A 26,636-nucleotide genomic window follows, 5' to 3' on the forward strand; every position below is an offset into this window, starting at 1 on the left:
CGCCATAGCGGTCGGTCCAGACGCCGAGCACGATGCGCACGATCGAGCCGGTGAGGATCGGCGTGCCGACGAGGAGGCCGAACTCGGTCTCGTTCAGCCCAAGCTCCTGCTTGATGCGCACGCCGATGATGGAAAAGATCGTCCACACCGCGAAGCAGACGGTGAAGGCGATGGTGGACATGACAAGCGCCTGCCGGGAGCTACTGTCCTGGCTTTGCGCGGCTGGGAGATTGGCGGTCATGACTGGCTCCGGTTTGCGGCGTCGGAGGCACCGCGTGTTGTATCGATTATGGTCAGCGCAACGGGACTTGCGCGGTCACTTGCGCACCCTTGCCCTCGGTTTCGTGATTGGCTGGGAACAGCAGCAGCGCTGCGACGAACAGCGCCGCCGTCAGCGCGCTGCTCGCCAGGACATCGCGGCGGGTGAAATCCTTGAGCGAGGGTCCGATCCGTCTGGTCATCGTGGTCTCCGGTCCAAAACGAAAAAAGCTGCCGTCCAGGCCCTCTCGCGTCCGTACATCTGGGATCGCGTGGTGACCTGAGCGGCAGCTTTGCCTGTGGCGCCCGCCATTGGACGCCTGTTCCATTGCCCGCGAACGGGCTTGATTATGTCAAAGCACGAAGCGTGCCAGTTTCACGCAGAGAGAGAAATTCAAGGAAAATCAATGCTGTAGGAATTTTGACCTTCGACCGCGCCGAGCGGCAAGCCGGTCAAACATTGATCAGTGGCTTAGCCATGCCGCATAAATTTTGTGCAATGCACAAGATTGACGCGCAAATGATCAGACGCGTTTCTGACCGGCGATGTAGGCATCGATCCGGTCCGGATCGAAGATCTGGCCGTCGAAAAATCCGTCAGGACCAAGCACCAAGCTGGCTCCCGCCGAGCCGACTGGCGTCGCCGTCTTCAAGGCCCCTTCGACCTTGGCATTGGCGCCCGGCAGCGCCACGCCGAGCGGCTTCAGCGCCGAGCGGTAAAGGTCGGGCCGGTAGCAGTCGCGGGCGATGGCAAGATTCTGCGGCGTGTGCGGCAACTGCCCCCAGCGCACCATCTGCGTGTAGAACCAGAGCGCATGGCTCTTCCAGGGGAAGTTCGCCGCCTTGTCGAAGGGCAGGAAGAAATCCTCTACGCTCCGCTCCGCGCCGCCGCCAAGTTGAAGCTGTCCGGTCAGGATCGGCATCTGGATTGCCTCCGGCTGACCGAGGAAAACAGGCCTCGCCATCAGCGCAGCCAACTCGCTGCGGTTCGCCGGATCCTGGCACCAGCGGGCGGAATGATGCAGCGCTCTCAGCAGAGCCGCCAGCGCCTCCGGGTTCTGCTCGGCCCACGCTCTGCGCGCGCCGATGACCTTTTCCGGGCTGTTGCGCCACAAAAGCGCCTTGACGGTGACGATGTGGCCGGTGCCGGCTGCGACGGCGGCGCTGTTCCAGGGCTCGCCGACGCAATAGCCGTCGATGCGGCCGGCGGAGAGCGCATCGGCCATGAACGGCGGCGGCACGATGACGATCTCGATGTCGCGGTCGGGATCGATGCCGCAGGCGGCGAGCCAATAGCGCAGCTCGTAATTGTGCCCGGAATGGGGATGCACGACGGCGAAACGCAGAGGTTCGCGGCGGCCGGCGGCCGCCCGCTCGCGGATCAGCGCGCCGAGCGCAGCGCCGGCGCGCGCCGGGTCGAGGTCGGACGCAGCCCCTTGCGCCGCCATGCCTTGCCACACCGTGTTGGATACGGTGACGCAGTTGCCGCCGAGCCCGAGCGAGAAGGGCACGATGGTTTCCGACGCAAGCGGCGTGAGGCCAAGGCTGCAGGCAAGCGGCATCGGGCCGAGCATATGCGCGACATCGAAATGACCGATGGCGATGCGGTCGCGGATATTGGCCCAGGAGGTCTCGCGCTGCAGCTTGAGATCGATGCCCTCATGCGCGGCAAAGCCCATCTCGGCGGCGGCGACCAGGACGACGCTATCGAAGAGCGGCATGAAGCCGGCGGTGATCTGATGCGCGGCGCTCATGCTCATTCGCCCTCCAGCGGGCCCAGCAGCCCTGCCGCCGTCACCAGGCTCTGGGCGATCTCGGCGATCTTCCGGTTCTGGTTCATGGCGGTCTTGCGCAGGAGCGCGTAGGCCGCCTCTTCGCTTAAGCCCCGCGACTTCATCAAGATGCCCTTGGCCCGATCGACGACCTTGCGGTTCTCGAGTTCGCTGCGCGCCTCCTCCAATTCGCGCGCCATGCGCGAGAAAGCGTTGAAGCGGCTGATCGCCATGTCGAGGATCGGCTTGATGCGCTCCTTCTTCAGCCCGTCGACCACATAGGCGGACACGCCGGCATCGACGGCCGCCTCGATCGAGGCCCGGTCGGAGCGATCGACGAACATGGCGATCGGCCGTTTCACCGCGCGCGAAAGCTGGAACATGTTCTCAAGCATGTCGCGGTTGGGATTTTCGAGATCGATGACGATGACGTCCGGCTCCAGCGCGGCGATGCGCTTGGCGATGCCTGCCACGTCATGGACCACGGTGACGTGGCGATGGCCGGCGTCCCGCAATCCGGCCTCGATGATCGAGGCGCGGATGCGGTTCTCGTCGATAACAAGGATGGTCAACGAACCGGCCAGCATGCCTCTATTGTGCAGGCGGCCCGGAATTGTGCAATGCGCAGTCGATGGAAGATGGATCCAGTCCCATGCTTGCATTCTTGCGCCTTGGATCAAGCGTCGGCGCGGTCCGCGTCCATCCGCCGATCATGACGCTCGGCACCGGATCGTCGAGCACAGCCAAGAAAGGCAGCTTCGTCGGGCCAGCGCGGGCTGCGACGCTATCGCGCCCCCGGGCGCGTTGCTGGCGGACGGCGGGAACACTATACCTGTTCCATCGTGCGCGAAGATATTCACACGACAGGCATACCGGTTCTCTGCGCTTCATGCGAGGCGCGGCACCGCGGCGTTTGCGGCGCGCTCAATCCCGACCAGCTCCTGGCCCTTTCCAAATCGACGATGCGGCACAAGGCCGACGCCGGCAAGGAACTCGTGAGCGATTCCAAGAGCGTCGAGCGCTTCTCCAACGTGCTCTCGGGCGTCGTGAAGCTTACCAAGATGCTTTCCGACGGCCGCCAGCAGATCGTCGGCTTGCAGTTCGCCCCGGATTTCCTCGGCAGGCCGTTTCAGACCGAGAGCTCGCTGACCGCCGAGGCCGCCACCGAGGTCGAGCTGTGCTCGTTCCCGCGGCAGGCGCTGGAACGCATGATGAAGGAGCAGCCGGATCTCGAGCATCGCCTGCTCGAGCAGAAGCTGCGCGAGCTCGACCAGGCGCGCGACTGGATGGTGGCGCTCGGCCGCAAGACCGCGGCCGAGAAGATCGCGAGCTTCCTTTTGATGATCGCGCGCAACATCGATCCGGCAGCCGGACCGGAGCGTCGGGACTCCACTTTCGAGCTGCCGCTGTCACGCGCCGAGATCGCCGATTTTCTCGGCCTTACCATTGAGACGGTAAGCCGGCAGATCACGCGGCTGCGCGGCGAAAACGTGATCCGCATCGAGAACAACCGCCACGTCATCGTCGGCGACATCGGGCGTCTGGCGGCGCGGGCCGGAGACTGATCCTCGGCTGGCCGCCCAAGGCAAGCCGGTACGGGGCCGCTACGAAGTCCCGCCGGAACCGCCGCCGTGAGCGCGGACAATCTCAGGCAGCACATGCTCGCGCTCGAAGGCGATGTGGCGGCGCATCGATTCGAAAAAGGCGCGCAGCATGTAGCCGAATGCCTCGGGATTCTCGATCAGCCGCCCATGGCCGTAGGCTAGAAGCGCCTCGCCGAGATCCGCTGCCGCGCTTTCGTCCTCCATATGCTCGAGCTTCAGTCGCGCGACGGTGTCTTCCTCGCCGGTCTGCCGCACAAAGGCGGGAAAGACGACCTCTTCCTCGAAGCGGTGGCACTCGCGCAGCAATGGCAGGAGGTCGGCCGCCACCGCGAGACACTGAAGCCGATCGACGCGCGACGGCAGATCGTCGGCAATGCCTTCGAGCATGTGGCAGAGCGCGAGTTTCTGCACATGAGCCCGCCTCATATCCGCCGGGCTGTGCAGCGGCTCCTCCGGCTTGACGCCCGTCATGATCGTTCCTCCGTCGCGCCCGGCCTCAAGGCGTGGGCAAGGCGACGGTGTCCTCGACCGGTTGTTCGCGGACGGTGCGCAACTCGTACCAGAGCGCGTTGAGGATGCCGACGGACGCGGCCAGTCCGAGGCCGAGGATCCAGGAAAAATACCACATGGCTTGTTTCTCCTATTCAGTTCGATCAGTAGGCCGACGAGCCCGCCTTCTCGACGCTCTTTTCGCCGACCTTGCCCCACAGCACGCGGTAGACCCAGGCGGTATAGGCAAGGATCAGCGGCATGAAGATCACCGTGGCGATCAGCATGTTGCGCAGCGTCGCGCGGCTCGATGAGGCGTCGAAGACCGCGAGCGAATGGCCGGGGTTGCTGCTCGACGGCAACAGGATCGGGAACATTGCCAGCCCCACCGTCGCGATGATCGTCACGACGCCGAGATTCGAGGCAATGAAGGTCCAGCCTTCCAGCCGCGCCCGGAAGCCGGCGGCCGCAAGCAGCGGCGCGGCGACGCCGAGCGCGGGCACGATCCAGAGCAAGGGATGGGCATGGAAGTTCGCCAGCCAGGCGCCGCCGTCCGCCACTACGGTCTTGATCAGCGGATTGGACGGCCCGTCCCAAACGATCGGCGATGTCACCCGGTAGCCGCCGAGCAGGCCGAGCCAGACCAGCGCGCCGCCGCCGGCAAAGAGCACCGCCGTGATGATTGCGGAGCGCGTGCCGACGGCGCGGGCGCGGTCGGCGACGCTGCCTTCCGCTTTGAACGTGAGCCATGCCGCGCCATGCGTCACCAGCATGGCAAGCGACACCAGGCCGCAATAGAGCGCCAGCGGGTTGAGCAGACCGAAGAGACTGCCCTCATAGATCGGGCGCAAGTCCGGCGTGAAGTGGAACGGCACGCCCTGCAAGGTGTTGCCGATGGCAACGCCGAAGATCAGCGCCGGCACCGCGCCGCCCACGAAGAGCGCCCAATCCCAACGCGTGCGCCAGGCCTGATCCGGCCGCTTCGAGCGGTACTTGAAGGCCACGGGGCGCATGATCAGTGCCAAAAGCACAAGGAACATGGCAAGATAGAAGCCGGAGAAGCTTATCGCGTAGAGCGCCGGCCATGCCGCGAAGATGGCGCCGCCGCCAAGGATGAACCATACCTGGTTGCCTTCCCAGACTGGGCCGATTGTGTTGATCGCCACGCGGCGCTCGGCGTCCGTCTTGGCGACGAAGGGCAGCAGCGTGCCGACGCCCATGTCGAACCCGTCGGTCGCGGCGAAGCCGATCAGGAGTACGCCGAGCAGTATCCACCAGATCACGCGCAGCGTTTCATAGTTCAGGAGAAATTCGATCATCGTCGTGATCCCTTTCACTTTGCCGGTTGCATCGCCGGGTCGGCGTTCGGGGCGAGATCGTCGATGACCTTCGCAACCTCGGGCCCCTTGCGGATGGCGGCCAGCATCAGCCTGACCTCGATGACGGCGAGCACGCCGTAGACGATCGTGAAGCCGGCGATGGTGAGCAGCAAGTCGCTCACGCCAAGTTCCGACGTGGCGAGGAAGGTCGGCAGCACGCCGTCGATGATCCAGGGCTGGCGACCGAACTCGGCCACGAACCAGCCGACTTCGATGGCGATCCAGGGCAGCGGCATGGCGATGAGCGCCGCGCGCAACAGCCAGCGTGGCGCCTCGGTCTCGCGCGTCGTGTGCCACAGCGAGACGGCGAACAGCGCCAGCAGCGCAAAGCCGCAGGCCACCATCAGGCGGAAGCCGAAGAAGAGCAGCGGCACGTAAGGCACCGTCGACCAGGCGGCGTCCTTGATCTGCTGTTCGCTCGCCTGCCGCGGATCGGGCAGGTACCGCTTGAGCAGCAGCGCATAGCCGAGATCCTTGGAGCTTGCGTCGAACACGGCGCGGGCGGCGGTATCGTTGCGGTCGGCCTTGATCTTCTCCAGCGCGTCATAGGCGACGATGCCGTTGCGGATGCGGGCTTCTGCATGGGCGACGAGCTCGTCGATGCCGGGAATCGGCCTGTCGATCGAGCGCGTGCCGATGATGCCCATCACCCATGGAATGCGGATGGCGAAATGCGTCTCGCGATCGCTCTGGCTCGGGATGCCGAACGCCGTGAACGACGCCGGCGCCGGCTCCGTCTCCCACATGGCCTCGATGGCCGCGAGCTTCATTTTCTGGTTGTCGGTCAGCGCGTAACCGCTCTCGTCGCCGAGCACGATCACCGACAGCGCCGATGCCACGCCGAAGGCCGAGGCGATCACGAAAGAGCGCTTGGCGAGTTGGACATGGCGCCCCCTGAGCAGATACCAGGCCGATACGCCAAGCACGAAAGTGGCGGCGCAGACATAGCCGGCCGAAACGGTGTGGACGAATTTCGCCTGCGCCACCGGATTGAAGATCACAGCCATGAAGTCGGTGACCTCCATGCGCATCGTATCGGGGTTGAAGGCGGAGCCGACCGGATTCTGCATCCAGCCATTGGCGATCAGGATCCAGAGCGCGGAGAAGTTGGTGCCGAGCGCCATCAGCCAGGTCACGATCATATGCGCGCGCGGCGAGAGCCGATCCCAGCCGAAGAAGAAAAGGCCAACGAAGGTGGCTTCGAGGAAAAAGGCCATCAGCCCCTCAATGGCCAAAGGCGCCCCGAACACGTCGCCGACATAGTGCGAGTAGTAGGCCCAGTTCATGCCGAACTGGAATTCCATGGTGATGCCGGTGGCGACGCCCAGCGCGAAGTTTATGCCGAACAGCACGCCCCAGAACTTCGTCATGTCGCGCCAGATGGTGCGGCGGGTCATCACATAGACGGTTTCCATCATGGCGATCAGGATGGAGAGGCCGAGCGTCAGCGGGACGAACAGGAAATGATAGAGGGCCGTCAGCGCGAATTGCAGTCGGGAAAGGTCTACGAGGAGAACGTCGGCCATGGAAGCATCCTTTCTGGGTACGCCTCATAACGCGGAGAGGATATACTCGGGTTGACATGGATCAATTCGTTTTGTCTCTCCGGGTGACAAAAGGAGTGCATGAAAATAGCCGCCGTTCCCGCATCGCCCTCTGATCCTGGCGTCTCGGCGCCTGCCGCATTCGAGGCGCTCTCCACCGCCGGGCGGCTGGCAAGGCCCGGATTGCGCGGTCTTCTCGCATTGCAGGCAATCCGCGCGGCTCTGCGGCTCGGCTTCGCCGCCACGGCGGCGATGGCCGTCGGCCGGCTCGTGATGGACGAAGCGGTCGATCCGTGGCTGATCGCCGCGGCATTGGCGCTTCTGGCCGCCGCCTGCTTCGCCGGATTCGCGGCCGACAGCATGCAGGCGTCCGCGGAAAACGCCGTGTCGACGCGGCTGCGGACGCTGGCGGGCGAGCGACTGAGCGAAATGCCGGCGCGCCAGCTGCAATCGCTCTCGATAGGCAGCTTGGTCGTTTCGATGCAGCGCCATCCGGAATCGATCGCCGCGCTGCAGGTCGGCCATCGTGCCGCCACGGCCATGATGGCCGCCGGCCCGTTGCTCTCGGCCCTGGTGCTTTGCTTCGTCTCCTGGCAGGCGGCCCTGCTGGTCATCTGCCTGACGCCGGTGATGATCCTGTTCTTCGCATTGATAGGCAATGCCATCCGCCGCCGCGCCGATGCCCAGGAACGCGCCTTCGGCCGGCTGGCCGGCCAGTTCGCCGACCGCATCCGCACCTTGCCCACGATCCTCGCCAACCATGCGATGGCCGGCGAGGAGGCAAAGCTTGCCCGGCGCCTCGAAGCCTATGCGGACAAGACGATGAGCGTGCTGCGCATCGCCTTCGCCAATGCCGGTATCATCGACTTCTTCGCCTCGCTCTCGATTGCGCTCCTCGCGGTCTTCCTTGGCCTCGGCCATCTGAAGCTTGCGACGATCCCGGGCTTCTCCGGTCTCGAGCTCTGGCAAAGCCTGTTCATCCTGATGATCGCACCCGAATATTTCGCGCCCTTCCGGCGCTTTTCGGAGCAATACCACGCCAAGGCGGAAGGACAGGCTGCCGCCGCCGCGCTGGACCGGCTGCTCGACGCCGAGCCCGTCGCGGCGAAGACCTTGCCGGCGCTTGAGCGATTGCGCCTGACTCTGCCGGCGCATGGCCTGGTCGCCATCGTCGGCCCCAGCGGATCAGGCAAATCGACCTTGCTGCGCCGTCTAGCCGGGCTCGAATCGGGCGCAATGCCGGCGCCGGAAACCCATCCCCTGGCCACTGGAGAAATCGCCTGGGTTTCGACGGACGCGTATGTGCCCGAAGGATCGCTGGCCGAAGCCATTTCGTGGAACGCCGGTGCGGTAGACCGGAACCGGCTGGAGGACGTCGCAAGCGCGATCGGGCTGCTCGACGACGCGCTGCTGCCAGGCGGCCTCGATGCCAGGCTGGACAAGGGCGGCGCCAACCTTTCGGGGGGCCAGCGGCTGCGCATCGCGGTCGCCCGTGCGCTGCTTTGCGGACGAGCCGTGCTGGCCGACGAACCGACTGCAAAGCTCGACCGCGATACGGCCGAGGCCGTGCGGCGCATGCTGGTCGAAATCTCAACGACGCGGCTGGTCGTTGTGGCGACACATGACCGGGACCTTTCCGCGGCCGCCGACACCATCGTCGATCTCGCTCAGGGCGACACGGTCGAGGTGGCGGCATGAGCGCTGTGTTTCAGCCATCGAGCCGGAAGTCGTGGCGGCTGGCGACGGGCTTCGCCTTCGCCGCGCTGGCCTGCGCCACATTGCTGAGCGGCGTTTCCGCCTGGCTGCTGGGATCGGTGGCGATCGCCGGCCTTTCCGCCGCCGCCCTTACCTTCAACTTCCATATCCCGGCGGCTTTCATCAGGCTGTTCGCGATCGGCCGCACCGCGGCCCGCTATGGCGAGCGCCTGACCGGCCACAAGGCGGCGCTTGCCGACCAGGTATCGCGTCGCGTCGGGCTCTTCGCTGCCATGGCGGCGGCGCCGGCGGTTCGCCGGGCGGGATGGCAATTCGGCGACGACGCGCGCCTTGCCGACTATCTCGACGACGTCGAGGACCTCGACTATGCCAGGCTGCGCGCCGGATTGCCGGCGCTGACGCTCGCCTGCGGCCTGGCGGTCCTCATCGTGGGCTCAGCGGCGCTGGCGCCCTTGTCTCTCCTGCCGATCGGCCTTTTGCTACTTGCCATCCTGTTCATGGGGAACCGGGTAGCCAAGGCCGGCGCCGTGACGTTGGGGCGGACCAGATCGCTGCGTCGCGGAGGCGCAAGCCGGCTTGGCGCGGCCATGGCGTCGGCCGTCCCGCTCAAGGCCGAGCGGGCCTGGAGCCACGAATGCGCCGAAGCGCTTGCGGCGCTCTCCGGCGCCGACGGCGAATTGCTTGCGCTCCGTCGGCTCCAGGCCCGGCTGGATATGATCGGCGCGGCCTTCGGCCCGGTCGCCGGCATCGGCGTCATGGCCGCCGCCTGGCATGCGGGACGGCTAGGCTCGGAACTTCTCCTGCCCACGCTGCTTGCCTTCTCCTGGCTGGCGCTGGGCGAAGCGGTGAACGGCGCATCACGCATGCTCGTGGCCGTGCTGCGTCGCAATGCGGCGCGGGCGGAGGTCGATCAATGTACGCGAGGCGCTTCGCGCGAAAGGCATGTGCCCACGCCCCGGCCGTTCGAGCCGCGCATGCTGCTCCATGGCGGGCTGCAGCGTCGCGCGCCCGACGGGCGGCCCATTGGAGCGCTGCTCGCGTTGCACCTTGAAAAGGGCCGGCCGACGATGCTTGCCGGGGCAAGCGGCTCGGGCAAGACCAGTCTGCTCAAGCAGATCGCCGGCTGGATCGGCGAGGATGGTTTTGCCGCTGGCGACCGCATCCTGTCGGCAGCTGAGCGGCGGGCGCTCGCGGCGCTCGTCCTGCACGACGCGGTCATCCTCGAGGACACCGTCCGCGCCAACCTCTTCGCCGGCGATGTCCCGGACGCAGCACTCTGGCGGGCGCTGGAAGCCGTCGAGATGGACAGCCGCATCCGCGAGGCTGGCGGGCTGGATGCCTGGATCACGCAGGACAGGTTCTCGCTCGGCGAGGTGCAGCGCATCAATCTCGCGCGCGCCTGGCTGTCGTCCCGCCCGCTGATGCTGCTCGACGAGCCGACCGAGCATCTCGATGACGAGCAGGGCCAGCGCATTCTTGAGCGGCTGCTCGCCCACCTCGATGACCGGATCGTCGTCGTCTCGACCCATCGCGCGCCGCCGCTTCGCGATGTCCATACCATCGAGCTGCAGCCGTAATCACGCCGCCGAGCTGTCCTGCTCCGCGGCATTGGGATCGCCCGGCGCCGTCGCCCAGGCGAGCTCGACCAGCGTCACGGTGCGCCGTCCGGCGCCATCGACCTGGCAGACGATGAGACCCTGCTCCTCGATATAGTCGAGCAGCCGGCGCGCGCGGCGCAGCGAATGCGAGCCATACGCGCGGGCGATGGCAGCATCACTAGGACACGGCCAGCCCTCCTTCGCGGCGCGGGCGATCATCATGAACACGCCCTGCATGTCCTCCGGCAGCAGCGAGGCGCGCACGGAAACGTCCCGCCACGCATCGTCCTCGGCCATGTCGGAGCCGACGCCGGCGCGAGCCCGCGTCAGCATGCGGCGGAATTCCGCGAGGTCGGGCACGACCGAAGCCAGGCCCTCTATGCGGCAGCGGACCACGAACTCCTGGTAGAGCACGCCGATGACGCGGAAGCCCGCATCCGGCTCGGCCAGGATGGCGCGCAGGATGCGGTCCATCCGCTCGCGCCGCTCGGCGAGGTCCTCGGCGCTCGGCTGCGGCTCCGCCGGCTCGGGGCGGATGTCCAGCGGCGCGGCCTTGGCCGCCATCAGTTGGTCGAGCAGATCGGGCGAAGGCCGGCGCTGCGGCCTGACTGTCTCGGGCGGCGGCGCGGCCAGAATGATGGAGCGCGCATCCTCGAGCGCGGCTTCTGGCAGCGGCATCAGCCGCGGCGTGCCGTTGCGCGGGCTGGTTTCGGTCTGGCCGATGCGCACGCTGAGCGGACGGCGCGACAAGGCGGGCCCAAGCGCCATGAAATGCCCGCGCTCCAAGTCGCGAAATGCTTCGGCCTGCCGCCGCTCCATGCCGAGCAGGTCGGCCGCGCGCGCCATGTCGATATCGAGGAAGGTGCGGCCCATCAGGAAGTTGGAGGCTTCCGCCGCGACGTTCTTGGCAAGCTTCGCCAGCCGCTGCGTGGCGATGATGCCGGCAAGGCCGCGCTTGCGGCCGCGGCACATCAGATTGGTCATGGCTCCCAGCGAAAGCTTGCGCGCCTCGTCCGAGACCTCGCCGGCGGCGGCCGGCGCGAAGAGCTGCGCCTCGTCGACCACGACGAGCATCGGGTACCAATGGTCGCGCGCGACCTCGAACAGCCCGCCGAGGAAAGCCGCGGCGCGCCGCATCTGGTTCTCGGCGTCGAGCCCTTCGAGGTTGAGCACCGTCGAGACGCGATGGATGCGCGCCCGCTCGCCGGCCGCCTGCAGGCCGCGCTCGGTATGCTCCTCCGCGTCGATCACCAGATGGCCAAAGCGTTCGCCCAGCGACACGAAGTCGCCTTCGGGATCGATGATGGTCTGCTGCACCCAGGGCGCGCTCTGTTCGAGCAGTCGGCGCAGCAGATGCGACTTGCCGGAGCCCGAATTGCCCTGCACCAGCAGGCGGGTCGCCAGCAATTCCTCAAGGTCGAGGGCCGCCGGCGCGCCTGCCGTGGTCTGCCCCATCTCGATTGCAACGGTCATGTCTCGATTCGGATCGTCTCCCTGCGCGCGACGGGCTTACCAACCGGAGCGCCGCGCGTCGAGCACGGCCGGCGCCCGGTAACGCAATGTTCCACACCTATGGGCGAGCGCCAGCTCGTCCCTATGGGGCGAATGGCGGCAGGCTGTCGGCAATCGCACTGGTCGGACCACCATTTCGCTGGCGCAATCCAACCGTTGGCGTATCATCCTTCCAAGGAGGGTTCATGGCAGGAGGAGGCCGATGAACGTCGCTTCGGAACTGCCCGTCGTGAATCCGACGGTGCAAGATCTTGTTTCGTCTGCCCTTTCGAAATTTCGCGCCGGCGACACGATCTCGACCCGCGCGATGCTCGACGCCATCCGCCAGTCGGACCCCGCCTGCGAGGACAGCGACGACCATCTGGTCGAGCTGATCGTCATGGCCGCCGTTGGTAAGACCATGGGCGTCGTCTTCGACCATCGCTCGTCTGAGGAGCGATTGCCGCGACTGTCATAGCGAGCCCGCCAGCTGAGGCCTTCCATCCACCGGGCGGAGCAAGGAGCGGTTTTGCCAACGCGGTCGCCGCCCGACAAGCCTAGCTTCCCAGTGGGTGCGGCATATAGCCGACAAAGCCGGCGATCTTCCAGCGCCCGCCGACCTTGCGGCAGAAGTACAAGGTCTGCCACTTCAGCCGGTCGACGCCGCCATCGGCCTTGGCGACCGAGCCGTCGAACTTCTTGTGCAGCACCGCGCGATCGCCGTCGACGTCGATGTCGCGCATGTTGGTGACACGGAACAGCGCCTCGCGCAGCGGCTCGGCGAATTTCGTCGCCGCGGTTTCCTTGGCCTGCCGCAGCCATTCGTCGCGATAGATTTCGAGCCTTGGGAACTGCAGCCGCCAGGCATCGGCGTTGCTGAGGAAATGCGCATGCATGCCGAAGAAGCTCTCGGCGATGAAATCGTCCTCGACCATCGACCAATCCTGACCAAGGAAGGCATCGATGTCGCGCCGCACCAGCATTTCCCACAGCGCGTGACGGTCGGCATCGCCTTCCGGAAACGGGTTCTTGTCGAAGGTCATGCTGGATCTCCCCTCTTTTCGCGCCTGATCGCAAGCGGCATCGGGCGCAAGATGCTCAGGCTTCTGTAATAAAGCAACATAGATTTCGAGAAAATGTTGCTTTCCGACATTGGCTCTAGGAGGATCGTGCCGACAAGCGTAGACGGCTATATGACCGGTCCCGTTCATTCGCCAAGAGGAGGCTCACTTGCCCAAGCAATGCTTTGGAAAATCGCATGTTCCGCTCTCGCCCGCCGTGCGCGCCGGCGATTTCGTCTATGTCTCCGGCCAGGTGCCGGTGGGCAGCGACGGGTTGGTGGTGAAAGGCGGCATCGCCGAGCAGACCGAGCAGGTGCTGCAGAACGTCAAGGCGGCGCTGGCGCTGGCCGGCTGCACCATGGACGATGTGGTGAAGACCACCGTCTGGCTCGAGGACGCCCGCGATTTCGGCGCGTTCAACACCGTCTATGCGAGGCATTTCCCGAAGGATCCGCCGGCGCGGACCACGGTCGAGTCCCGCCTGATGATCGACATCAAGATAGAGGTCGAGGCCGTCGCCTACCGGCCGGTCTGATCGCCCCGGGTCTGATCGCCCCGGGGTCTGATCGCTTGGAGCAATTCCAGGAAAAGTGCTTAGCGGTTTTCCGTCCGGAATTGCGCGAAACAAAGGAAGGGCACCGATGCAGTTCGATTTCCTGATCAAGGGCGGGCGTGTCATCGATCCCGCATCGGGCCTGGACGCGCAGCGCGACGTCGCCATCGCCGGTGGCCGCGTCGCCGCGATCGACGCCGCCATCGATGCCGGAGCGGCGGGTGAAGTGGTCGATGCCAGGGACTGCATCGTCACGCCCGGCCTTATCGACCTGCACAGCCACGTCTATTGGGGCGGCACCTCGCTCGGCGTCGATGCCGACCGGCTCGCCGCCAAGAGCGGCACCACCACCTTCATCGACGCCGGCAGCGCCGGGGCCGGCAATTTCCTGGGCTTCCGCCGCCATGTCATCGATCGCTCGAAGGTCCGCATCCTGGCTTATGTCAACATTTCCTTCGCCGGCATATTCGGCTTCGCCAAGACCGTGTCCGTCGGCGAATGCAGCGATCTCAGGCTTTGCGAGCCGCGCGAGACGGTGGCCGCGGTGCGCGAGCACGCCGATGTCGTCGTCGGCGTCAAAGTCCGCTCCGGCAAGCATGCCGGCGGCACGAGCGGCATCGCGCCGGTCGACCTCGCGCTCGAAGCCGCCGACAAGGCCGGCCTGCCGCTGATGGCGCATATCGATGAGCCGCCGCCCGGCCGCTCGGAGGTGCTGCCCAGGCTACGGCGCGGCGACATCCTCACCCACTGCTTCCGGCCGTTCCCCAACGCGCCGGTCTTCGCCTCCGGCGCGGTGCGGCCCGACATGCGCCTGGCGCGCGAACGCGGCGTCATCTTCGACATCGGCCACGGCATGGGCTCCTTCGACTTCGAGGTGGCGAAGGCGATGCTCGCCGAGGGTCTCGCGCCGGACGTTATCTCGAGCGACGTGCATCTCTACTGCGTCGACGGCCCGGCCTTCGACATGCTGGTCTGCATGTCGAAGCTCATGGCGCTCGGCATGCCGCTGGTCGAGGTGCTGCGCGCGGCGACGGTGAACCCCGCTGAAGCGATTGCCCGGCCCGAGCTCGGTGCGCTGAAGGTCGGCGGCATCGGCGATGTCGCGGTGCTCAGGCTTCAGCAGGGCCGTTTCACCTTCGTCGACGCTGTCGGAGCGTCATTGGTCGCGGACCAGCGCCTGGTCTCCAACGGCATCGTCATCGGCGGCAAATGGTGGCCGAACGAAGCGCCCGACCACAACGAGACCGAGCGCTTCGAGGCGCATGCGCATCATACCCATGTGGATGTGGCGGCCAGGCATTTTGGTCCCTCAAAGTCGTCATTCTAGGGCGGAGCGACGCGAAGCGGAGCGCAGACCCTAGAATCCATGCCATGACTATCGCCGAAGAATGCGGCGGTGCAGAATAAGGCTTGGAACGGTCCCCGCGCGAGACGCCCGTTCTGGTCCGCTTGCGCACGCCACGGATGTCACGGCATGGATCCTAGGGTCCGCGCGCGTCGCTCGCTCCTTGCTCCGCCCTTAGGATGACGAACGCTAAGTTCGCGCGTTACTCGGCTCGCCATAAACAGGCGTCGCGATCCCCTCCATCCGCGCCTTGAGCTGCAGCGCCACATACTTCGAATAGAACCGCGACAGCGCGAGGTTGCCACCATGGAACCACAGCGCTTCCTGCGCCGTCGGCTTCCACATGTTGCGCAGCTCGCCCTGCCACGGACCGGGATCGCCCTTCACGCCGGAGCCGAGGCCCCAGCACGGGCCGACCTTGTCGGCGACCTCACGCGAGACGATCCCTGCCACCGTCTCGTTCATCGACTGGTAGCCGGTGCAGCAGACGATGGCGTCGACGGCGAGCTCGCTGCCGTCCTCGAACAGGATACCGTCCGGCGTCAGCGACTTGATGCCGACGCCGCTTTTCACCGCGATCTCGCCGTTCAGGATCAGCTCGCAGGCGCCGACGTCGATGTAATAGCCCGAGCCGGTGCGATAGGCCTTCATCAACAGTCCGGTTTCGTCCTCGCCGAAGTCGATGGCGAAGCCGCTGTCGCTGAGACGCTTGTAGAAATCCGCGTCGCGCGCCCTGATCACGTCGTAGAGCGCTCGCTGGCCCTTCGGCACCAGCGCGAACGGCGTCGAGGCGACGATCATGTCGGCCTTGTCGGTGGTGATGCCGCGCGCCAGCGCCTTTTCCGAGAATATCTCGAAGCCGACGTCCATCAGCGTGTCGGATTTCACCACTGTGGTCGGCGAACGCTGGACCATGGTGACCTTGGCGCCCGCTTCCCACAGATCGACGCTGACATCATGGCCCGAGCTTGCCGCACCGATAACGGCGACGCGCTTGCCGCGGAATTTCTCGCCGGTGGAATACTGGCTGGAATGCAGGAGCTCGCCTTTGAAGCTCTCGGCGCCCGGCAGCTCGATCTGCCGTGGCGGCCCGTAAGCGCCGGTGGCGAAGACGATGTGCTTCGGCTTCAGCGTGATGCGCTGGCCGACGCGATCGACCACCACGGTCCAGACCTTTTCGGCCTCGTCATAGGCGGCGCTGATGCATCTGGTGGCGACCCAGTAGTTCAGCTCCATCACGCGGGCATACATTTCCAGCCAGTCGCCCATCTTGTCCTTGGGCGTGAAGACCGGCCAGTTTTCCGGGAACGGAACATAGGGCAGATGGTCGTACCAGACCGGATCGTGCAGCACGAGCGAGCGATAGCGGTTGCGCCAGGAATCTCCGGCCCGCGCATTCTTTTCGATGACCAGCGTAGGCACGCCGAGCTGCCGCAGCCGGGCGCCCAGCATGATGCCGCCCTGCCCGCCGCCGATCACCAGGCAATAGGGCTGCTCGTGCACGCCGAGATCGCGCGCCTCGCGTGCCCGGGCTTCCGCCCAGGTCTCGCGCTTCGGGTCGGCCTTGTGGCGGATGCCGAGCGGCCGCGCCGGACCCTTCTGCTCCTCGAAACCCTTGAGCTCGCTCATCGCCGTGAACAGCGTGCGGCAGCGGCCGTCCTTGAGCCGCAGGATGCCCTCGCCGCGCGCCACCGTCGTCTCGAACGTGAACCAGGCTTCGACGGTGCCATCGTCGACGCTTGGCTCGCCGGACACCCGCCAATGCGATGGCTGCGCCACGCGGAGCGTCGCCTTCAGCATCTCGCGGATCGCGGCCTGCCCCTCCATGGTCTTGATGTTCCATGAGAAGGTCAAAAGATCGCGCCAGTAGCAATCCTCCACGAAAAGGCCGGTCGCCGCCTCGATATCGCCGGCCTCGAGCGCCCGGCCGAAGGCGCCGAGCCAGGTAGCCGCCTGTTGCGATGGTGCGATGTCGAGCATTTTTTCTTCGTTCCCTTTTTCAGTTCGAATTCATTTATCGGAGCCGGGGGCGCCGCCCTTCCCCTTCCCCCCTTGTGGGAGAAGGTGGATCGGCGCGATAGCGCCGAGACGGATGAGGGGTGTTCCAGCGGAGTGAGACGCTGGCTTTTCCTGGAGCACCCCTCATCCGACCTCGCTTCGCGAGGCCACCTTCTCCCACAAGGGGGGAAGGAATAGTCGCTAATCTCCCAGCGGCTCCATCTCCTTACCTGTCCGATGGATCTGGGCGTTGTATTTGATGCGGCGCACCGTCTCGCGCGCCGGACCGTCGATCCTGTAGGCGGTCGCCACCGCGAGAAGATCGATGGCCGCCAGGAATGCGTAGCGTGACGCGGTCGGCTTCAGCGTGTCGGGATATTCGGGCACGGCAACCGTCAGCCGCGCGTCGCAGACCCGCGTCAGCTCGGTGTCCGGCGCCGTCACGCAGATCGCGTTGGCGCGGTAATGCTTGGCGAGTTCCACCGCTTCGATCACCTCGCGCGTGCGGCCGGTGGCCGAGATCGCGATGACCAGATCGCCCGGCTTCAATGTCGAGGCGGTCATGCGCATCAAATAGGGATCGCATTGCGCGCTGATGGTGATTCCGTAGCGGAACAGGCGGTATTGCGTTTCCTGCGCCAGAGCCGACGAACTGCCGCCGAGGCCGAACACCGTCACCTGCCGCGCCGTGGCGATCAGCTCCGCCGCCCTCTGCAACTGTCCCGGATCGATCTGTCGCTCCGCTTCCTGCAGCGCGCGCCGCGCCTCGCCGAAGACGGCGTTCCAGAACGGCATGCCGCTGTCGCTGTTCGTGGGTTGCGGCTTGGTGGCGAGATAAAGCGCGCCGACGACAAGGCTCTGCGCCAGCTTCAGCTTGAAGTCGCGCACGCCGTCGCAGCCGATGGCGCGGCAGAAACGGGTCACCGTCGGCTCGCTGACTCCGGCGCGCTGCGCAAGCGCGGCATTGGAAGCATCGACCGCATATTTGACGTCGTCGAGCACGACATCGGCGACGCGGCGCTCGGCCGGCCGCAGCTCCGCATAGCTGTCCTTCACCTGCGAGATGATATCGGGAATGCGCCTGACATGGTCGTGCCGGCCGCCGTCTTCGTCGGTCGTTCGCAACACCTGGCTGTCAGCTTCGGTCATTGGCCAGTCCTCCCCAGCCCGCTTCGGGACCTGTCATCTTCGCGATTATCCGCCTGCTGGCCATAGGCAATCAACCGAAGCGAGTATGTAGGAAAGTAACACACATCGCAAGGGATCATAAAGGTGATGAAAATCAGACGTTTAGATAAAATCTGATTGAAGCTGATTGCTTCCGACATCGGTCGCCGCTTGACAGTAAAGTAGGATAGTTACAGACTGATTTTGCGGACAGATGGGGCCTCCGGCAACCCATCGCGCAGTCTCCGAGGGGGAGCATGACTACGGCAAGCGCAAGAACGCCGAAGCTCGGCGTGCAGGCAGCGACGAAGGTCTATCAGACGGGCTCCGGCGATCTGCTGGCGCTGGATCGCTGCAGCCTCGATGTGCAATCCAACGAGATCGTTTCGATCGTCGGCCCCTCCGGCTGCGGCAAGACCACGCTGTTGTGGTCGATGTCGGGCCTGCATCGGCTGACAGGCGGCTCCATCCTGCTCGACGGCAAGGAGATCACCGGACCGCGCCCCGAAATCGGCATCGTCTTCCAGGAAGCGAACCTGCTTCCGTGGCGCAATCTCGACGCCAACATCAACTTCCCCTTCGAGATCAAGGGCGAGAAGCCCGACCGCGCCTGGATCGCGCATCTGTTGAACCGCGTCGGGCTCGACGGCTTCGGCGGCAAGTTCCCGCGCGAGCTTTCCGGCGGCATGCAGCAGCGCGCCGCGATCGTGCGCGCGCTGGCGCTGAAGCCATCCGTGCTGCTGATGGACGAGCCCTTCGGCGCGCTCGACAGCTTCACCCGCGAGGAGATGAACCGCCTCGTCGAGGAGATTTGGCTCGACACCAAGACCACCATCGTCTTCATCACCCACTCGATCGAGGAAGCGATCTTCCTCTCCGATCGCGTGGTGGTGCTGACGACGCGGCCCGGCCGCGTCGCCAAGATCTACGACGTGCCGTTCGAGCGACCGCGTTCGCTGGAGATCATGGCGACGAAGGAAGTCTTCGACCTCACCAACAAGATCAAGATGGACATCGTCGGCGAGCGCGTCCGGCCAAAGGCGCCGGAACGGCCATCAGCCGAAATCGTGAGGATCAGGCCGTGAGCGGGGGCGACGCCATTCCGGAATTCTCGAAAGCCAAATCGGGAGATGGGCAGGACGTCAGCCTGACCAACCTGTCCGCCTTCGCCAGCGGCCCCGGCATCAAATCCGGCGCCGAAGTGGCCGCGATCCTTGCCGTTGCCGTGGTCATCATCGGCGGCATCGAGCTGGCGCTGCGCATTTTCCACGTACCGCAATACATCATGCCGCCGCCGAGCTCGATCGTTTACGCCCTGTTCGACGAGTTCCCGCTGATCGCCCCGCATCTCGGCTACACGCTGGTCGAGCTTGTCTCGGGCTTCGCCATCGGCGCCGTCGTCGGCCTTGTGATGGCCGCGGTGATTACCCAGTTTCCCTTCGCCGAAAAGATCGTCGCCCCTTATATCCTGATCCTCGTCACCACGCCGATGCTGGCGCTGGTGCCGTTGCTCATCCTGCGTTTCGGCTTCGGCTACACGCCGCGCATCATCGCCGTGGCCCTGGCCGCCGGCCCGATGGTGATGATCAATGCCGCGACCGGCTTCCGTCGCGTCGACAGCGCCAAGATCGCCTTGGCCCGCTCCTACGGCGCGAGCACGCTGCAGATCTTCTGGAAGATCCGCGCGCCGATGGCGCTGCCGATGATCCTGGTCGGCCTGATGATCGGCGCGATCTTCGGGCTGCTCACCGCCGTCGGCGCCGAGATGGTCGGCGGCGGCTTCGGCCTCGGCAACCGGCTGACCTCCTATTCGTCGATGATCCAGATGCCGCAATTCTTCGCGGTGGTGCTGATCCTGTCGACGCTCGGCATCCTGATCTACGTGCTGTTCTTCCTGATCGGCAAGAAATGGGCGAGCTGGGAGACATAAGCGAAAAGACGGGGTCGCCCGGGAGGCGGGCGAAGGCAAGCAATCAACAAAGGGGAATGCCATGACCAACAAAAGCTCATTCGACACAGCGACAAGAGCGGGCATCAGCCGCCGCTACTTCCTGCAGGTGACGGCGGCGGGCGTCGTGACCGCCACCGCGCTCGGCGCGTCCGGCCTTAAGGCCAGGGCGGCGGGCTATGAGAAATTCACCTGGATCTCGCCGCGCGGCACGCTCGAAGTGCTGGACGACTATCCCTACTGGTCGGCCAAGAAGGCGGGCTATTTCGGCGACCTCGCCACCGACATGCAGCCCGGCCCGTCGGACGGCACCGCGACGGTGAAGTTCGTCGATGTCGGGCAGGCCGACATGGGCTTCCCCTCGCCCGGTGTCTTCTCCTTCGCCATCCAGAACGGCATGAAGCTGAAGTCCGTCTTCCACATGGGCGCGCGCGACACCTTCAGCATCGCCTTCCGCAAGGGCCAGGGCACCAAGAACCTCAAGGACCTCGAAGGCAAGACCATCCTGCTCGGCTCCGCCGCCTGGCAGGCGATCGTCGATCCGCTGCTGGCAGCCCAGGGTGTCGACATCAAGAAGGTGAAATATGTCGAGGCCGGCTGGCCGACCTGGGGTACCGCGCTTGCCGGTGGCCAGGGCGATGCGGCGCTCTCCTGGGAGGGCCTGCGCGCCGAATGGATCGCCAAGGGCCTCGACTTCGAATACTGGCTCGGCGTGCAGAATTCCAAGCTGCCCGCCAACACCTTCGTCGTGCGCGCCGCCGACCTCGAGGACGCCGACAAGAAGGCCTTCCTGGAAAAATACCTGCGCGGCTGGGCCATGGGCCTCGAATTCGGCTACCAGAATCCGCGCGCCGCGGTCGAGGCCGTGTTCGAGCAGTTCCCGACCTTGGCCAAGAACCTCGGTCCCGAGCTCGGCACGACGTCGATCCTGCAGCAGATCAACGTCTTCCGCGGCGACATGGACAAGCGCGGCGGCTGGGGCTCGCACGACATGGCGAGCTGGCAGGGCTTCTTCGACGAGATCCTGAAAATTGGCCAGATCACCGCGCCGGTGAAGGCGGAGGATGTCTGCACCAACGACCTGATCCCGGCCGCCAACGATTTCGACAAGGCCAAGGTCAAGGCTGACGCCGACGGCGTGAAACTGTCGGAAGGCTTCGCCGCGCTCGACGTCGACAAGATCAAGGCGCACCTGTTCGATTCCGCCGTCAAATAAGACGGACCGATCGACCACGGGCGGCGCATGGCGCCGCCCGAATTATCGTTCAAAGCATCGAGGAGGCTGACATGGCCGGCAAAGTAAGAATCCTGGTGGTTGGTCTGGGCAACATGGGCGCCTCCCATGCCAGCGCCTATCACCGCTCCGACGGCTTCGAGATCGTCGGCATCATGAGCCGCAACATCAAGAGCAACAAGAAGATCCCGAAAGAACTCGCAGGCTACCCGCTCTACGAGGATTTCGACCTGGCCCTGAAGGAGACCAGGCCGGACGCGGTCTCGATCAACAGCTGGCCGAACACGCACGCCGAATACGCGCTGAAGGCGATCGCCGCCAACTGCCATGTGTTCATGGAAAAGCCCTTGGCCACCAACATCGCGGACGCCGAGAAGGTGGTGGCCGCGGCGCGCGCCAAGAACCGCAAGCTGGTGCTGGGCTATATCCTGCGGGTGCACCCGTCCTGGATCAAATTCATCGAGGTCGGCAAGACGCTCGGCAAGCCGCTGGTGATGCGCCTCAACCTCAACCAGCAGAGCAGCGGCACCGCCTGGCACTGGCACAAGAACCTGATCGACTCGCTGATCCCGATCGTCGACTGCGGCGTGCACTATGTCGACGTCATGTGCCAGCTGACCGGCGCCAAGCCGGTGCGCGTGCATGGCATCGGCGCAAAACTCTGGGCCGAGGCCGACAAGCAGAATTACGGCCATTTGCACGTCACCTTCGATGACGGCTCGGTCGGCTGGTACGAAGCAGGCTGGGGCCCGATGATGAGCGAGACGGCCTATTTCGTGAAAGACGTGGTCGGCCCGAAGGGCGCGGTCTCGATCGTCGCCGGCCAGGGGGCGAGCAGCGCCAAGGACGCCGAGGAGGTGTCCGATTCCGCCGACATCGACCGCCACACCAAGACCGACGCGCTGAAGATCCACTATGCTCAGGTCGACGGCGACAAGAATTTTGCCAAGCCGGACGAGATCGTCAGCATGGAGGACGAGCCCGGGCACCAGGAACTCTGCGACCGCGAGCAGGCCTTTTTCCTGCGCGCCATCCGCGAGGACCTCGACTTGACCGAGCAGATGGATGCCGCAGTCAACAGCCTGCGCATCGTGCTGGCCGCCGAGCAGAGCATCGCGGAAAAGCGCACCGTCGAGCTGGCGTGAAGACTCACAGCCACGGTCGCGCCACGCCTCCTCATCCGGCCGCTTCGCGGCCACCTTCTCCCCGGCGGGGAGAAGAAGGAAGCGCTAGCGCTGACAAGTTCCTCTCCCCGCCGGGGAGAGGTCAGCCGAGCGAAGCGGAGGCTGGGTGAGGGAGAGGCCACCGAGCCATTCTCAGCCTTCAGTGAGAACCTAAAGGGAGGAAACACATGGTCGCGATTTCGGAGAGCCTGCTCGAAACCTACACAGGCTCCGACGCGCTGGCGCTCGCCGGGCTGGTGAAGCGCGGCGAGGTTTCTCCCGCCGAGCTGGTCGAAGCGGCGATCACCACGATCGAGCGTCTCAACCCACAGCTCAACGCGGTCATCCATCGACTCTACGACATGGCACGCACCCAGGCGGCGACAGTGGACAAGAACGCGCCCTTCGCCGGCGTGCCCTATCTGCTCAAGGAGCTCGCCTCGTCCTGGAAGGGCGCTCCCAACACCAACTCCTGCCGCTACCTCAAGGACTTCGTCGCCGATTCCGACAGCGAGGTGGTACGCCGCATAAAGGCCGCCGGCCTGGTGCTCGTCGGCAAATCCAACGCGCCCGAGAATGGCTGGTCTATCACAACGGAGCCAAAGCTTTACGGCACGACGAAGAACCCGTGGAAGCAAGGCATCACGCCGGGCGGCTCGAGCGGCGGCGCTGCGGCCGCGATCGCGTCGCGCATGGTGCCGATCGCCGAAGCGAGCGACGGCGCCGGCTCGATCCGCGTGCCGGCATCCTGCTGCGGCATCGTCGGTCTGAAACCGTCGCGCGGCCGCGTCAGCCTCGCCCCCTTCGGCGACTATTGGTATGGCGGCGCCTATTTCCTCTGCTGCTCGCGCACCGTGCGCGACACCGCCGCCTATCTCGACGCGGTGGCCGGCGCCCTGCCCGGCGACGCCTACACGCCGCCGGTTCCCACTGACAGTTGGCTGAACCTTTCCGCGCGTGCGCCGAAGAAATTGCGCATCGGCTTCACCATCACGCCACCGAACGGCACGGCGATCGATCCCGAAGTCAAGGCGACCGTGCTCTCTACGGTCACCGCGCTCGAACGCCTCGGCCACGCCATCGAGGAGCATGACATGCCGCTCGATGCCGACGCGGTATGGAGGACCTACACCGACATGACCTGCGTGCAGACGGCGGCGACTTTCGATTTCCTGGAGACGCTGGTCGGCCGCCCCGTAACCACGAACGATGTCGAACCGCTGACCTGGGCGATCATCCAGCGCGGTCGCGCGACCAGCGGCATCAAGCATATCTCCGATGTCGAGCAACTGAGGTTGATCGGCCGCGACATTGTCGGCGACCTCAACGCCTACGACATCTTCATCACCCCGACGCTGACGCAGCTGCCGCGCCCGCTCGGCTATTACGACATGTCGGAAACCGATCTCGACCGCTACAACGCCAAATGGGGCGACGCGGTCTTCAACTTCCCGTTCAACATCTCCGGCCTGCCGGCGATCTCGCTGCCGCTCGGGCAGTCGGCCGGCGGCGTGCCGATCGGCGTGCAGCTCGTCGGCCGCTATGGCGACGAGGCGACGGTGCTGGCGCTATCATCGCATCTGGAAGACGCCATGCCGTGGAAGGATCGGCGGCCGGCGCTGTAGGCGGTCCGCGGTCCCGGAGCGGGCACGCCACATGCCTGGCCTCTATATCCGAGGCCCGGCAAATATATGACTTTCTTATTTCTTCTCGGTTCCGCCCGTCTCGAATTCAAATGCGGTGGCTTCTACTTTTCGGCGCAGATGACCGAGAAGGAGGACCAAAGCGATGTACCGCACAACGGGATTTTACCTGCCGACCCATCGGCCGCTGCCGATATCGGAAGTCGAGCATGCCAGGGAGGCGGCGGATAAGGATCCGCCACCGACCGCCATGCCCGAGCCGATGGTGTTCGTGCGGCTGCTTGCGGTGGCAGGCCTGCTGCTTGCCGCCGCTTTTGTCGCAGCGTCCGCCTCCTGATCCGGTTTTCAGAGATCATCATGGAGACCAATATGCCCAGTTCCCGGATTTCCCCTGTCGAAAATGTGCTCCAACGCTTCGTCGTCGGGCGCGATGGCGAGGGCCGTTGGATCGCGCGTGACGAGGAAGGCCATGCCGGCGGCGTCTTCGCCGACCGCGCGGCTGCGGTCCATTTCGCCATGATGGAGAGCGGCCATCGCGCCGACGCCATCCGCTTCGCTACCTCTCGTCTTTCGCTCTTCGGCTGATCTTGTCGGCCTGCTTCCTCTGCGGCCCGGAAATGGTTTCGGCCATGGCTACAAGCGACAGTACCGATTTATCCGTGCTGATCGACCGCATCGGCTGCGTCAGCCGACTGCTGGACCACCAGTTGTGGGAAGCCGCGATCGGCCTGTCGCTCGACAAGTCGTCCGCGTCCGGGCGACGGTTTGCCCGCCTGATCGAGGACGGCGCCTTGCTTGAGGCCACGGTCCTCCTGACTGAGCTGGGCAGGCCGAGCCGCTCGATCGCGAGCATCGCGATGCGCGCCCGGACCTGGATCTGCGTCATCCACGACCGGCCACCGGACGGCGCTGGAATGATCCGACCATATCAGGCGGAGCATGCCGACCTGGCCGCCGCCGTGCTGATGGCATTGCTGTCCGCCTGCCTGGACGGGCCGTGCACGACCGACAGCCCGAGTGTTTCCAGGCCAAGCCTGCAGAGAGGATTCGACCGTCATGACATCTGATCGGATCAGGGCACGCCTGAGCGGCGCCATCACCGCGCTGGTGACGCCGTTCAAGGAAGGCGAAGTGGATTTGAAAGGCCTGGAGCGGCTCCTGCATTGGCAGATCGATGCAGGCATCAACGGTCTGGTGCCGTGCGGCACGACCGGCGAAGCGCCGACGCTGTCATGGGAAGAGCGCCTCGACATCGTAGCGCTCTGCGTCAAGGTCGCCGGCGGCAGGGTTCCCGTCATCGCCGGCACCGGCACCAACAACACCGAATCCACGATCGCCCTTTCCTCGGCGGCGGAAGCCTTCGGCGCGGATGCGGCCCTTGTCGTCACGCCCTACTACAACCGGCCAAGCCAGGAAGGCATCGTCCGCCACTTCGAGGCCGTTGCCCGCCGGGTCAGGATCCCGATCATCGTCTACAACGTCCCCGGCCGTACCGGTGTCGACCTGTCGCCGGAAACGCTCGAGAGACTGGCGCAGATCCCGACCATCGTGGGCATCAAGGATGCCACCGGCGACCTCACCCGCCAGTCCTCGCTGCCGGCGGTTCTGAGGCGTCGCTTCATCTGTCTGTCCGGTCACGACTCGACATCGTTCGGTTTCAATACGATGGGCGGACGCGGGACGATTTCAGTGGTCTCGAACATCACGCCTCGCCTGTGTGCGGACATGCATGACGCCCTGAGGCGCGACGACACCCACACCGCCCGGGCGATCCATCATCGCCTCCGGCCGCTGATTGCCGCGCTTGAGCTGGAGAGCAATCCGGTTCCCGTCAAATACGCGCTGCATGTCGTCCTGGGGCTCGGTCCGGATGCCCGCTTGCCCCTGGTTTCCGTCGAGGCGGCAACGGCAAAAGCGATCCGCGAGGCGTTGGCTGCTCTTGACGATACCGGCGGCGAACTTCGCCAGCGGGTGTCGGCGGTCTGCCGGCGCCGATAGGACGAGCGCGGATACGCAATCCTCTAAAGCATGTCTCCCGAAAGTGGGAACCGGTTTCGGGATAAAGACATGTGTAAAATCAAAAGCCTAAAGCGCATGGAGCGAATCTGAACGATCGTGACGCGCTTTAGCCTTTGGTTTCGAGGGCATAGACCAGGCCCGGCTGGACAATCCACTCCCCGGGCCGCAGCGCCTCGACGTCATACCGTCCGTCCGGACCGCGTGTCGCAACGCCGACATAGCGATAGCTGGAGCCATGGCCGTCGACCACTGTCTCGCGGATCAGGTGGTCCGCGAGCCGGCCGATGACCGCTCCGTCGTTCTTCAAATTGGCCAGGATGAAATATTCCGTCGGAATGTTTTGGCCCAGCCGGGGAGCCATCCTGAATGATGCGAAGTGCATTTTGAAACTCGATTTCGCGCTTGCCGGAATTCGGGCGAGCGATGACAGCACGACTAGATAGACGGCCGCTTCATATGAATTCGAGAGGGGATTCCACGCCGCTTTATATATGCGTTTTTATTCGCGGCGTCTGACCTGCAAGCAGGCCGATGGCGCCGCAAGGAGCAGGCAGGCCGGGCCGGCCAAAACTCCTATAAAATTCCTATATCTTTCCCATCCGCCCCGTCTCGAACCTTTATGGCGATCGGGTCCATATTTCCTTCGAAAAACGC

At 65.3% G+C, this 26,636-nt stretch carries 27 protein-coding genes and 1 pseudogene; 15 read left to right on the forward strand and 13 right to left on the reverse strand.

The annotated features are described in order from the left end of the window. The 4 genes and pseudogenes from EOD07_RS01005 to EOD07_RS01015 all read right to left on the reverse strand — a co-directional run. Positions 1-241 (reverse strand): annotated as a pseudogene (locus tag EOD07_RS01005) (MFS transporter); the annotation flags it as partial. Positions 242-293: 52 nt separating this feature from the next. Beyond that, the gene (locus EOD07_RS37495; protein ID WP_164772011.1) at positions 294-461 is read right to left on the reverse strand and encodes a hypothetical protein; all 168 of its coding nucleotides are present in this window, start codon (positions 459-461) and stop codon (positions 294-296) included. Between the two features lie 321 nt (positions 462-782). Then, entirely contained in the window at positions 783-2,012 is a 1,230-nt protein-coding gene (locus EOD07_RS01010) for a CmpA/NrtA family ABC transporter substrate-binding protein (RefSeq protein WP_164772013.1), read from the reverse strand. Positions 2,013-2,014: 2 nt separating this feature from the next. Further along, positions 2,015-2,617, reverse strand: coding sequence for an ANTAR domain-containing response regulator (locus EOD07_RS01015; protein ID WP_041004883.1), 603 nt, complete (start codon positions 2,615-2,617; stop codon positions 2,015-2,017). A 255-nt stretch (positions 2,618-2,872) separates the two neighbouring features. Here EOD07_RS01015 and EOD07_RS01020 point away from each other — a divergent pair, with 255 nt between their 5' ends. Next, complete coding sequence (locus EOD07_RS01020; RefSeq protein ID WP_348627727.1) at positions 2,873-3,595, forward strand: Crp/Fnr family transcriptional regulator; 723 nt, start codon at positions 2,873-2,875, stop codon at positions 3,593-3,595. A 39-nt stretch (positions 3,596-3,634) separates the two neighbouring features. Here the strand turns inward: EOD07_RS01020 and EOD07_RS01025 are convergent, their stop codons facing one another. Genes EOD07_RS01025 through EOD07_RS01040 form a run of 4 tightly spaced genes read right to left on the reverse strand, consistent with a single transcriptional unit; the run spans position 3,635 to position 7,028 of the window. Continuing rightward, on the reverse strand, positions 3,635-4,105 hold the full coding sequence (locus EOD07_RS01025; RefSeq protein ID WP_245469740.1) for a hemerythrin domain-containing protein: 471 nt from the start codon (positions 4,103-4,105) through the stop codon (positions 3,635-3,637). Positions 4,106-4,130: 25 nt separating this feature from the next. Beyond that, positions 4,131-4,262, reverse strand: a complete 132-nt coding sequence (cydX, locus tag EOD07_RS01030) for a cytochrome bd-I oxidase subunit CydX (protein ID WP_040990247.1) — start codon at positions 4,260-4,262, stop codon at positions 4,131-4,133. 25 nt (positions 4,263-4,287) lie between these two features. Continuing rightward, entirely contained in the window at positions 4,288-5,442 is a 1,155-nt protein-coding gene (gene cydB / locus EOD07_RS01035; RefSeq protein WP_127233581.1) for a cytochrome d ubiquinol oxidase subunit II, read from the reverse strand. A 14-nt stretch (positions 5,443-5,456) separates the two neighbouring features. After that, positions 5,457-7,028 (reverse strand): cytochrome ubiquinol oxidase subunit I, encoded by a 1,572-nt coding sequence (locus EOD07_RS01040; RefSeq protein WP_127233582.1) that lies wholly within the window; start codon positions 7,026-7,028, stop codon positions 5,457-5,459. Positions 7,029-7,127: 99 nt separating this feature from the next. Between EOD07_RS01040 and EOD07_RS01045 the strand changes: the two genes are divergently transcribed. Together EOD07_RS01045 and EOD07_RS01050 are read left to right on the forward strand one after the other, a co-directional pair. Continuing rightward, positions 7,128-8,744, forward strand: a complete 1,617-nt coding sequence (locus tag EOD07_RS01045) for an ATP-binding cassette domain-containing protein (RefSeq protein WP_127233583.1) — start codon at positions 7,128-7,130, stop codon at positions 8,742-8,744. After that, entirely contained in the window at positions 8,741-10,339 is a 1,599-nt protein-coding gene (locus EOD07_RS01050; protein WP_127233584.1) for an ATP-binding cassette domain-containing protein, read from the forward strand. The genes EOD07_RS01045 and EOD07_RS01050 overlap by 4 nt, the downstream gene beginning before the upstream one ends. On the opposite strand, the gene EOD07_RS01055 is transcribed toward EOD07_RS01050, so the two are convergent. Beyond that, positions 10,340-11,833 carry an ATP-binding protein gene (locus EOD07_RS01055; RefSeq protein ID WP_071070262.1) on the reverse strand — a complete coding sequence of 498 codons (1,494 nt, stop codon included), beginning with the start codon at positions 11,831-11,833 and terminating at the stop codon, positions 10,340-10,342. A gap of 241 nt (positions 11,834-12,074) precedes the next feature. On the opposite strand from EOD07_RS01055, the gene EOD07_RS01060 reads away from it, so the two are divergent. Next, positions 12,075-12,329, forward strand: a complete 255-nt coding sequence (locus EOD07_RS01060) for a hypothetical protein (protein WP_127233585.1) — start codon at positions 12,075-12,077, stop codon at positions 12,327-12,329. Positions 12,330-12,408: 79 nt separating this feature from the next. Here EOD07_RS01060 and EOD07_RS01065 read toward each other — a convergent pair whose 3' ends face one another. Next, positions 12,409-12,894, reverse strand: coding sequence for a hypothetical protein (locus EOD07_RS01065; protein WP_040990257.1), 486 nt, complete (start codon positions 12,892-12,894; stop codon positions 12,409-12,411). A 187-nt stretch (positions 12,895-13,081) separates the two neighbouring features. On the opposite strand from EOD07_RS01065, the gene EOD07_RS01070 reads away from it, so the two are divergent. Together EOD07_RS01070 and EOD07_RS01075 are read left to right on the forward strand one after the other, a co-directional pair. Then, positions 13,082-13,447, forward strand: a complete 366-nt coding sequence (locus EOD07_RS01070) for a RidA family protein (protein WP_127233586.1) — start codon at positions 13,082-13,084, stop codon at positions 13,445-13,447. A gap of 106 nt (positions 13,448-13,553) precedes the next feature. Next, complete coding sequence (locus EOD07_RS01075) at positions 13,554-14,792, forward strand: amidohydrolase/deacetylase family metallohydrolase (RefSeq protein ID WP_127233587.1); 1,239 nt, start codon at positions 13,554-13,556, stop codon at positions 14,790-14,792. Between the two features lie 207 nt (positions 14,793-14,999). On the opposite strand, the gene EOD07_RS01080 is transcribed toward EOD07_RS01075, so the two are convergent. Together EOD07_RS01080 and EOD07_RS01085 are read right to left on the reverse strand one after the other, a co-directional pair. Next, positions 15,000-16,790: an NAD(P)/FAD-dependent oxidoreductase gene (locus tag EOD07_RS01080; protein WP_127233588.1), complete on the reverse strand. Its 1,791-nt coding sequence runs from the start codon at positions 16,788-16,790 to the stop codon at positions 15,000-15,002. Positions 16,791-17,009: 219 nt separating this feature from the next. Next, positions 17,010-17,957 carry a MurR/RpiR family transcriptional regulator gene (locus EOD07_RS01085; protein ID WP_127233589.1) on the reverse strand — a complete coding sequence of 316 codons (948 nt, stop codon included), beginning with the start codon at positions 17,955-17,957 and terminating at the stop codon, positions 17,010-17,012. 275 nt (positions 17,958-18,232) lie between these two features. Here EOD07_RS01085 and EOD07_RS01090 point away from each other — a divergent pair, with 275 nt between their 5' ends. The 9 genes from EOD07_RS01090 to dapA all read left to right on the forward strand — a co-directional run bounded on the left by EOD07_RS01090 (position 18,233) and on the right by dapA (position 25,961). Then, the gene (locus EOD07_RS01090; protein ID WP_127233590.1) at positions 18,233-19,060 is read left to right on the forward strand and encodes an ABC transporter ATP-binding protein; all 828 of its coding nucleotides are present in this window, start codon (positions 18,233-18,235) and stop codon (positions 19,058-19,060) included. Beyond that, positions 19,057-19,905 (forward strand): ABC transporter permease, encoded by an 849-nt coding sequence (locus EOD07_RS01095; RefSeq protein WP_041007911.1) that lies wholly within the window; start codon positions 19,057-19,059, stop codon positions 19,903-19,905. The genes EOD07_RS01090 and EOD07_RS01095 overlap by 4 nt, the downstream gene beginning before the upstream one ends. Positions 19,906-19,966: 61 nt before the next feature. After that, positions 19,967-21,139: an ABC transporter substrate-binding protein gene (locus EOD07_RS01100; protein ID WP_127233591.1), complete on the forward strand. Its 1,173-nt coding sequence runs from the start codon at positions 19,967-19,969 to the stop codon at positions 21,137-21,139. Positions 21,140-21,210: 71 nt separating this feature from the next. After that, positions 21,211-22,302: a Gfo/Idh/MocA family oxidoreductase gene (locus tag EOD07_RS01105; RefSeq protein ID WP_127233592.1), complete on the forward strand. Its 1,092-nt coding sequence runs from the start codon at positions 21,211-21,213 to the stop codon at positions 22,300-22,302. Positions 22,303-22,508: 206 nt separating this feature from the next. Beyond that, entirely contained in the window at positions 22,509-23,945 is a 1,437-nt protein-coding gene (locus EOD07_RS01110) for an amidase (RefSeq protein ID WP_127233593.1), read from the forward strand. A 163-nt stretch (positions 23,946-24,108) separates the two neighbouring features. Further along, the gene (locus EOD07_RS01115) at positions 24,109-24,300 is read left to right on the forward strand and encodes a hypothetical protein (protein WP_127233594.1); all 192 of its coding nucleotides are present in this window, start codon (positions 24,109-24,111) and stop codon (positions 24,298-24,300) included. Positions 24,301-24,332: 32 nt separating this feature from the next. After that, positions 24,333-24,548: a hypothetical protein gene (locus EOD07_RS01120; protein ID WP_127233595.1), complete on the forward strand. Its 216-nt coding sequence runs from the start codon at positions 24,333-24,335 to the stop codon at positions 24,546-24,548. Positions 24,549-24,622: 74 nt separating this feature from the next. Beyond that, a complete protein-coding gene (locus EOD07_RS01125) occupies positions 24,623-25,030 on the forward strand; it encodes a hypothetical protein (protein WP_164772012.1) in 408 nt (135 codons plus the stop codon). Beyond that, on the forward strand, positions 25,020-25,961 hold the full coding sequence (dapA, locus tag EOD07_RS01130; RefSeq protein ID WP_127233597.1) for a 4-hydroxy-tetrahydrodipicolinate synthase: 942 nt from the start codon (positions 25,020-25,022) through the stop codon (positions 25,959-25,961). Before EOD07_RS01125 ends, dapA begins: the two co-directional genes overlap by 11 nt. A gap of 127 nt (positions 25,962-26,088) precedes the next feature. On the opposite strand, the gene EOD07_RS01135 is transcribed toward dapA, so the two are convergent. After that, positions 26,089-26,364 (reverse strand): hypothetical protein, encoded by a 276-nt coding sequence (locus tag EOD07_RS01135; protein ID WP_082370001.1) that lies wholly within the window; start codon positions 26,362-26,364, stop codon positions 26,089-26,091. Positions 26,365-26,636: the final 272 nt, after the last annotated feature.

It is taken from the genome of Mesorhizobium sp. M2C.T.Ca.TU.002.02.1.1, assembly GCF_003997225.1.

Bases quoted from the DNA above. Each gene is read 5' to 3' on its own strand.
- EOD07_RS01115 (WP_127233594.1), top strand. From the start codon at position 24,109: ATGTACCGCACAACGGGATTTTACCTGCCGACCCATCGGCCGCTGCCG.
- EOD07_RS01075 (WP_127233587.1), top strand. From the start codon at position 13,554: ATGCAGTTCGATTTCCTGATCAAGGGCGGGCGTGTCATCGATCCCGCA.
- EOD07_RS01010 (WP_164772013.1), bottom strand. From the start codon at position 2,012: ATGAGCGCCGCGCATCAGATCACCGCCGGCTTCATGCCGCTCTTCGAT.
- EOD07_RS01100 (WP_127233591.1), top strand. From the start codon at position 19,967: ATGACCAACAAAAGCTCATTCGACACAGCGACAAGAGCGGGCATCAGC.
- EOD07_RS01055 (WP_071070262.1), bottom strand. From the start codon at position 11,833: ATGACCGTTGCAATCGAGATGGGGCAGACCACGGCAGGCGCGCCGGCG.
- EOD07_RS01090 (WP_127233590.1), top strand. From the start codon at position 18,233: ATGACTACGGCAAGCGCAAGAACGCCGAAGCTCGGCGTGCAGGCAGCG.
- EOD07_RS37495 (WP_164772011.1), bottom strand. From the start codon at position 461: ATGACCAGACGGATCGGACCCTCGCTCAAGGATTTCACCCGCCGCGAT.
- EOD07_RS01060 (WP_127233585.1), top strand. From the start codon at position 12,075: ATGAACGTCGCTTCGGAACTGCCCGTCGTGAATCCGACGGTGCAAGAT.
- cydB (WP_127233581.1), bottom strand. From the start codon at position 5,442: ATGATCGAATTTCTCCTGAACTATGAAACGCTGCGCGTGATCTGGTGG.
- EOD07_RS01120 (WP_127233595.1), top strand. From the start codon at position 24,333: ATGCCCAGTTCCCGGATTTCCCCTGTCGAAAATGTGCTCCAACGCTTC.
- EOD07_RS01025 (WP_245469740.1), bottom strand. From the start codon at position 4,105: ATGACGGGCGTCAAGCCGGAGGAGCCGCTGCACAGCCCGGCGGATATG.
- EOD07_RS01015 (WP_041004883.1), bottom strand. From the start codon at position 2,617: ATGCTGGCCGGTTCGTTGACCATCCTTGTTATCGACGAGAACCGCATC.
- EOD07_RS01105 (WP_127233592.1), top strand. From the start codon at position 21,211: ATGGCCGGCAAAGTAAGAATCCTGGTGGTTGGTCTGGGCAACATGGGC.
- cydX (WP_040990247.1), bottom strand. From the start codon at position 4,262: ATGTGGTATTTTTCCTGGATCCTCGGCCTCGGACTGGCCGCGTCCGTC.
- EOD07_RS01045 (WP_127233583.1), top strand. From the start codon at position 7,128: ATGAAAATAGCCGCCGTTCCCGCATCGCCCTCTGATCCTGGCGTCTCG.
- EOD07_RS01040 (WP_127233582.1), bottom strand. From the start codon at position 7,028: ATGGCCGACGTTCTCCTCGTAGACCTTTCCCGACTGCAATTCGCGCTG.
- EOD07_RS01135 (WP_082370001.1), bottom strand. From the start codon at position 26,364: ATGCACTTCGCATCATTCAGGATGGCTCCCCGGCTGGGCCAAAACATT.
- EOD07_RS01085 (WP_127233589.1), bottom strand. From the start codon at position 17,957: ATGACCGAAGCTGACAGCCAGGTGTTGCGAACGACCGACGAAGACGGC.
- EOD07_RS01080 (WP_127233588.1), bottom strand. From the start codon at position 16,790: ATGCTCGACATCGCACCATCGCAACAGGCGGCTACCTGGCTCGGCGCC.
- EOD07_RS01065 (WP_040990257.1), bottom strand. From the start codon at position 12,894: ATGACCTTCGACAAGAACCCGTTTCCGGAAGGCGATGCCGACCGTCAC.
- dapA (WP_127233597.1), top strand. From the start codon at position 25,020: ATGACATCTGATCGGATCAGGGCACGCCTGAGCGGCGCCATCACCGCG.
- EOD07_RS01050 (WP_127233584.1), top strand. From the start codon at position 8,741: ATGAGCGCTGTGTTTCAGCCATCGAGCCGGAAGTCGTGGCGGCTGGCG.
- EOD07_RS01110 (WP_127233593.1), top strand. From the start codon at position 22,509: ATGGTCGCGATTTCGGAGAGCCTGCTCGAAACCTACACAGGCTCCGAC.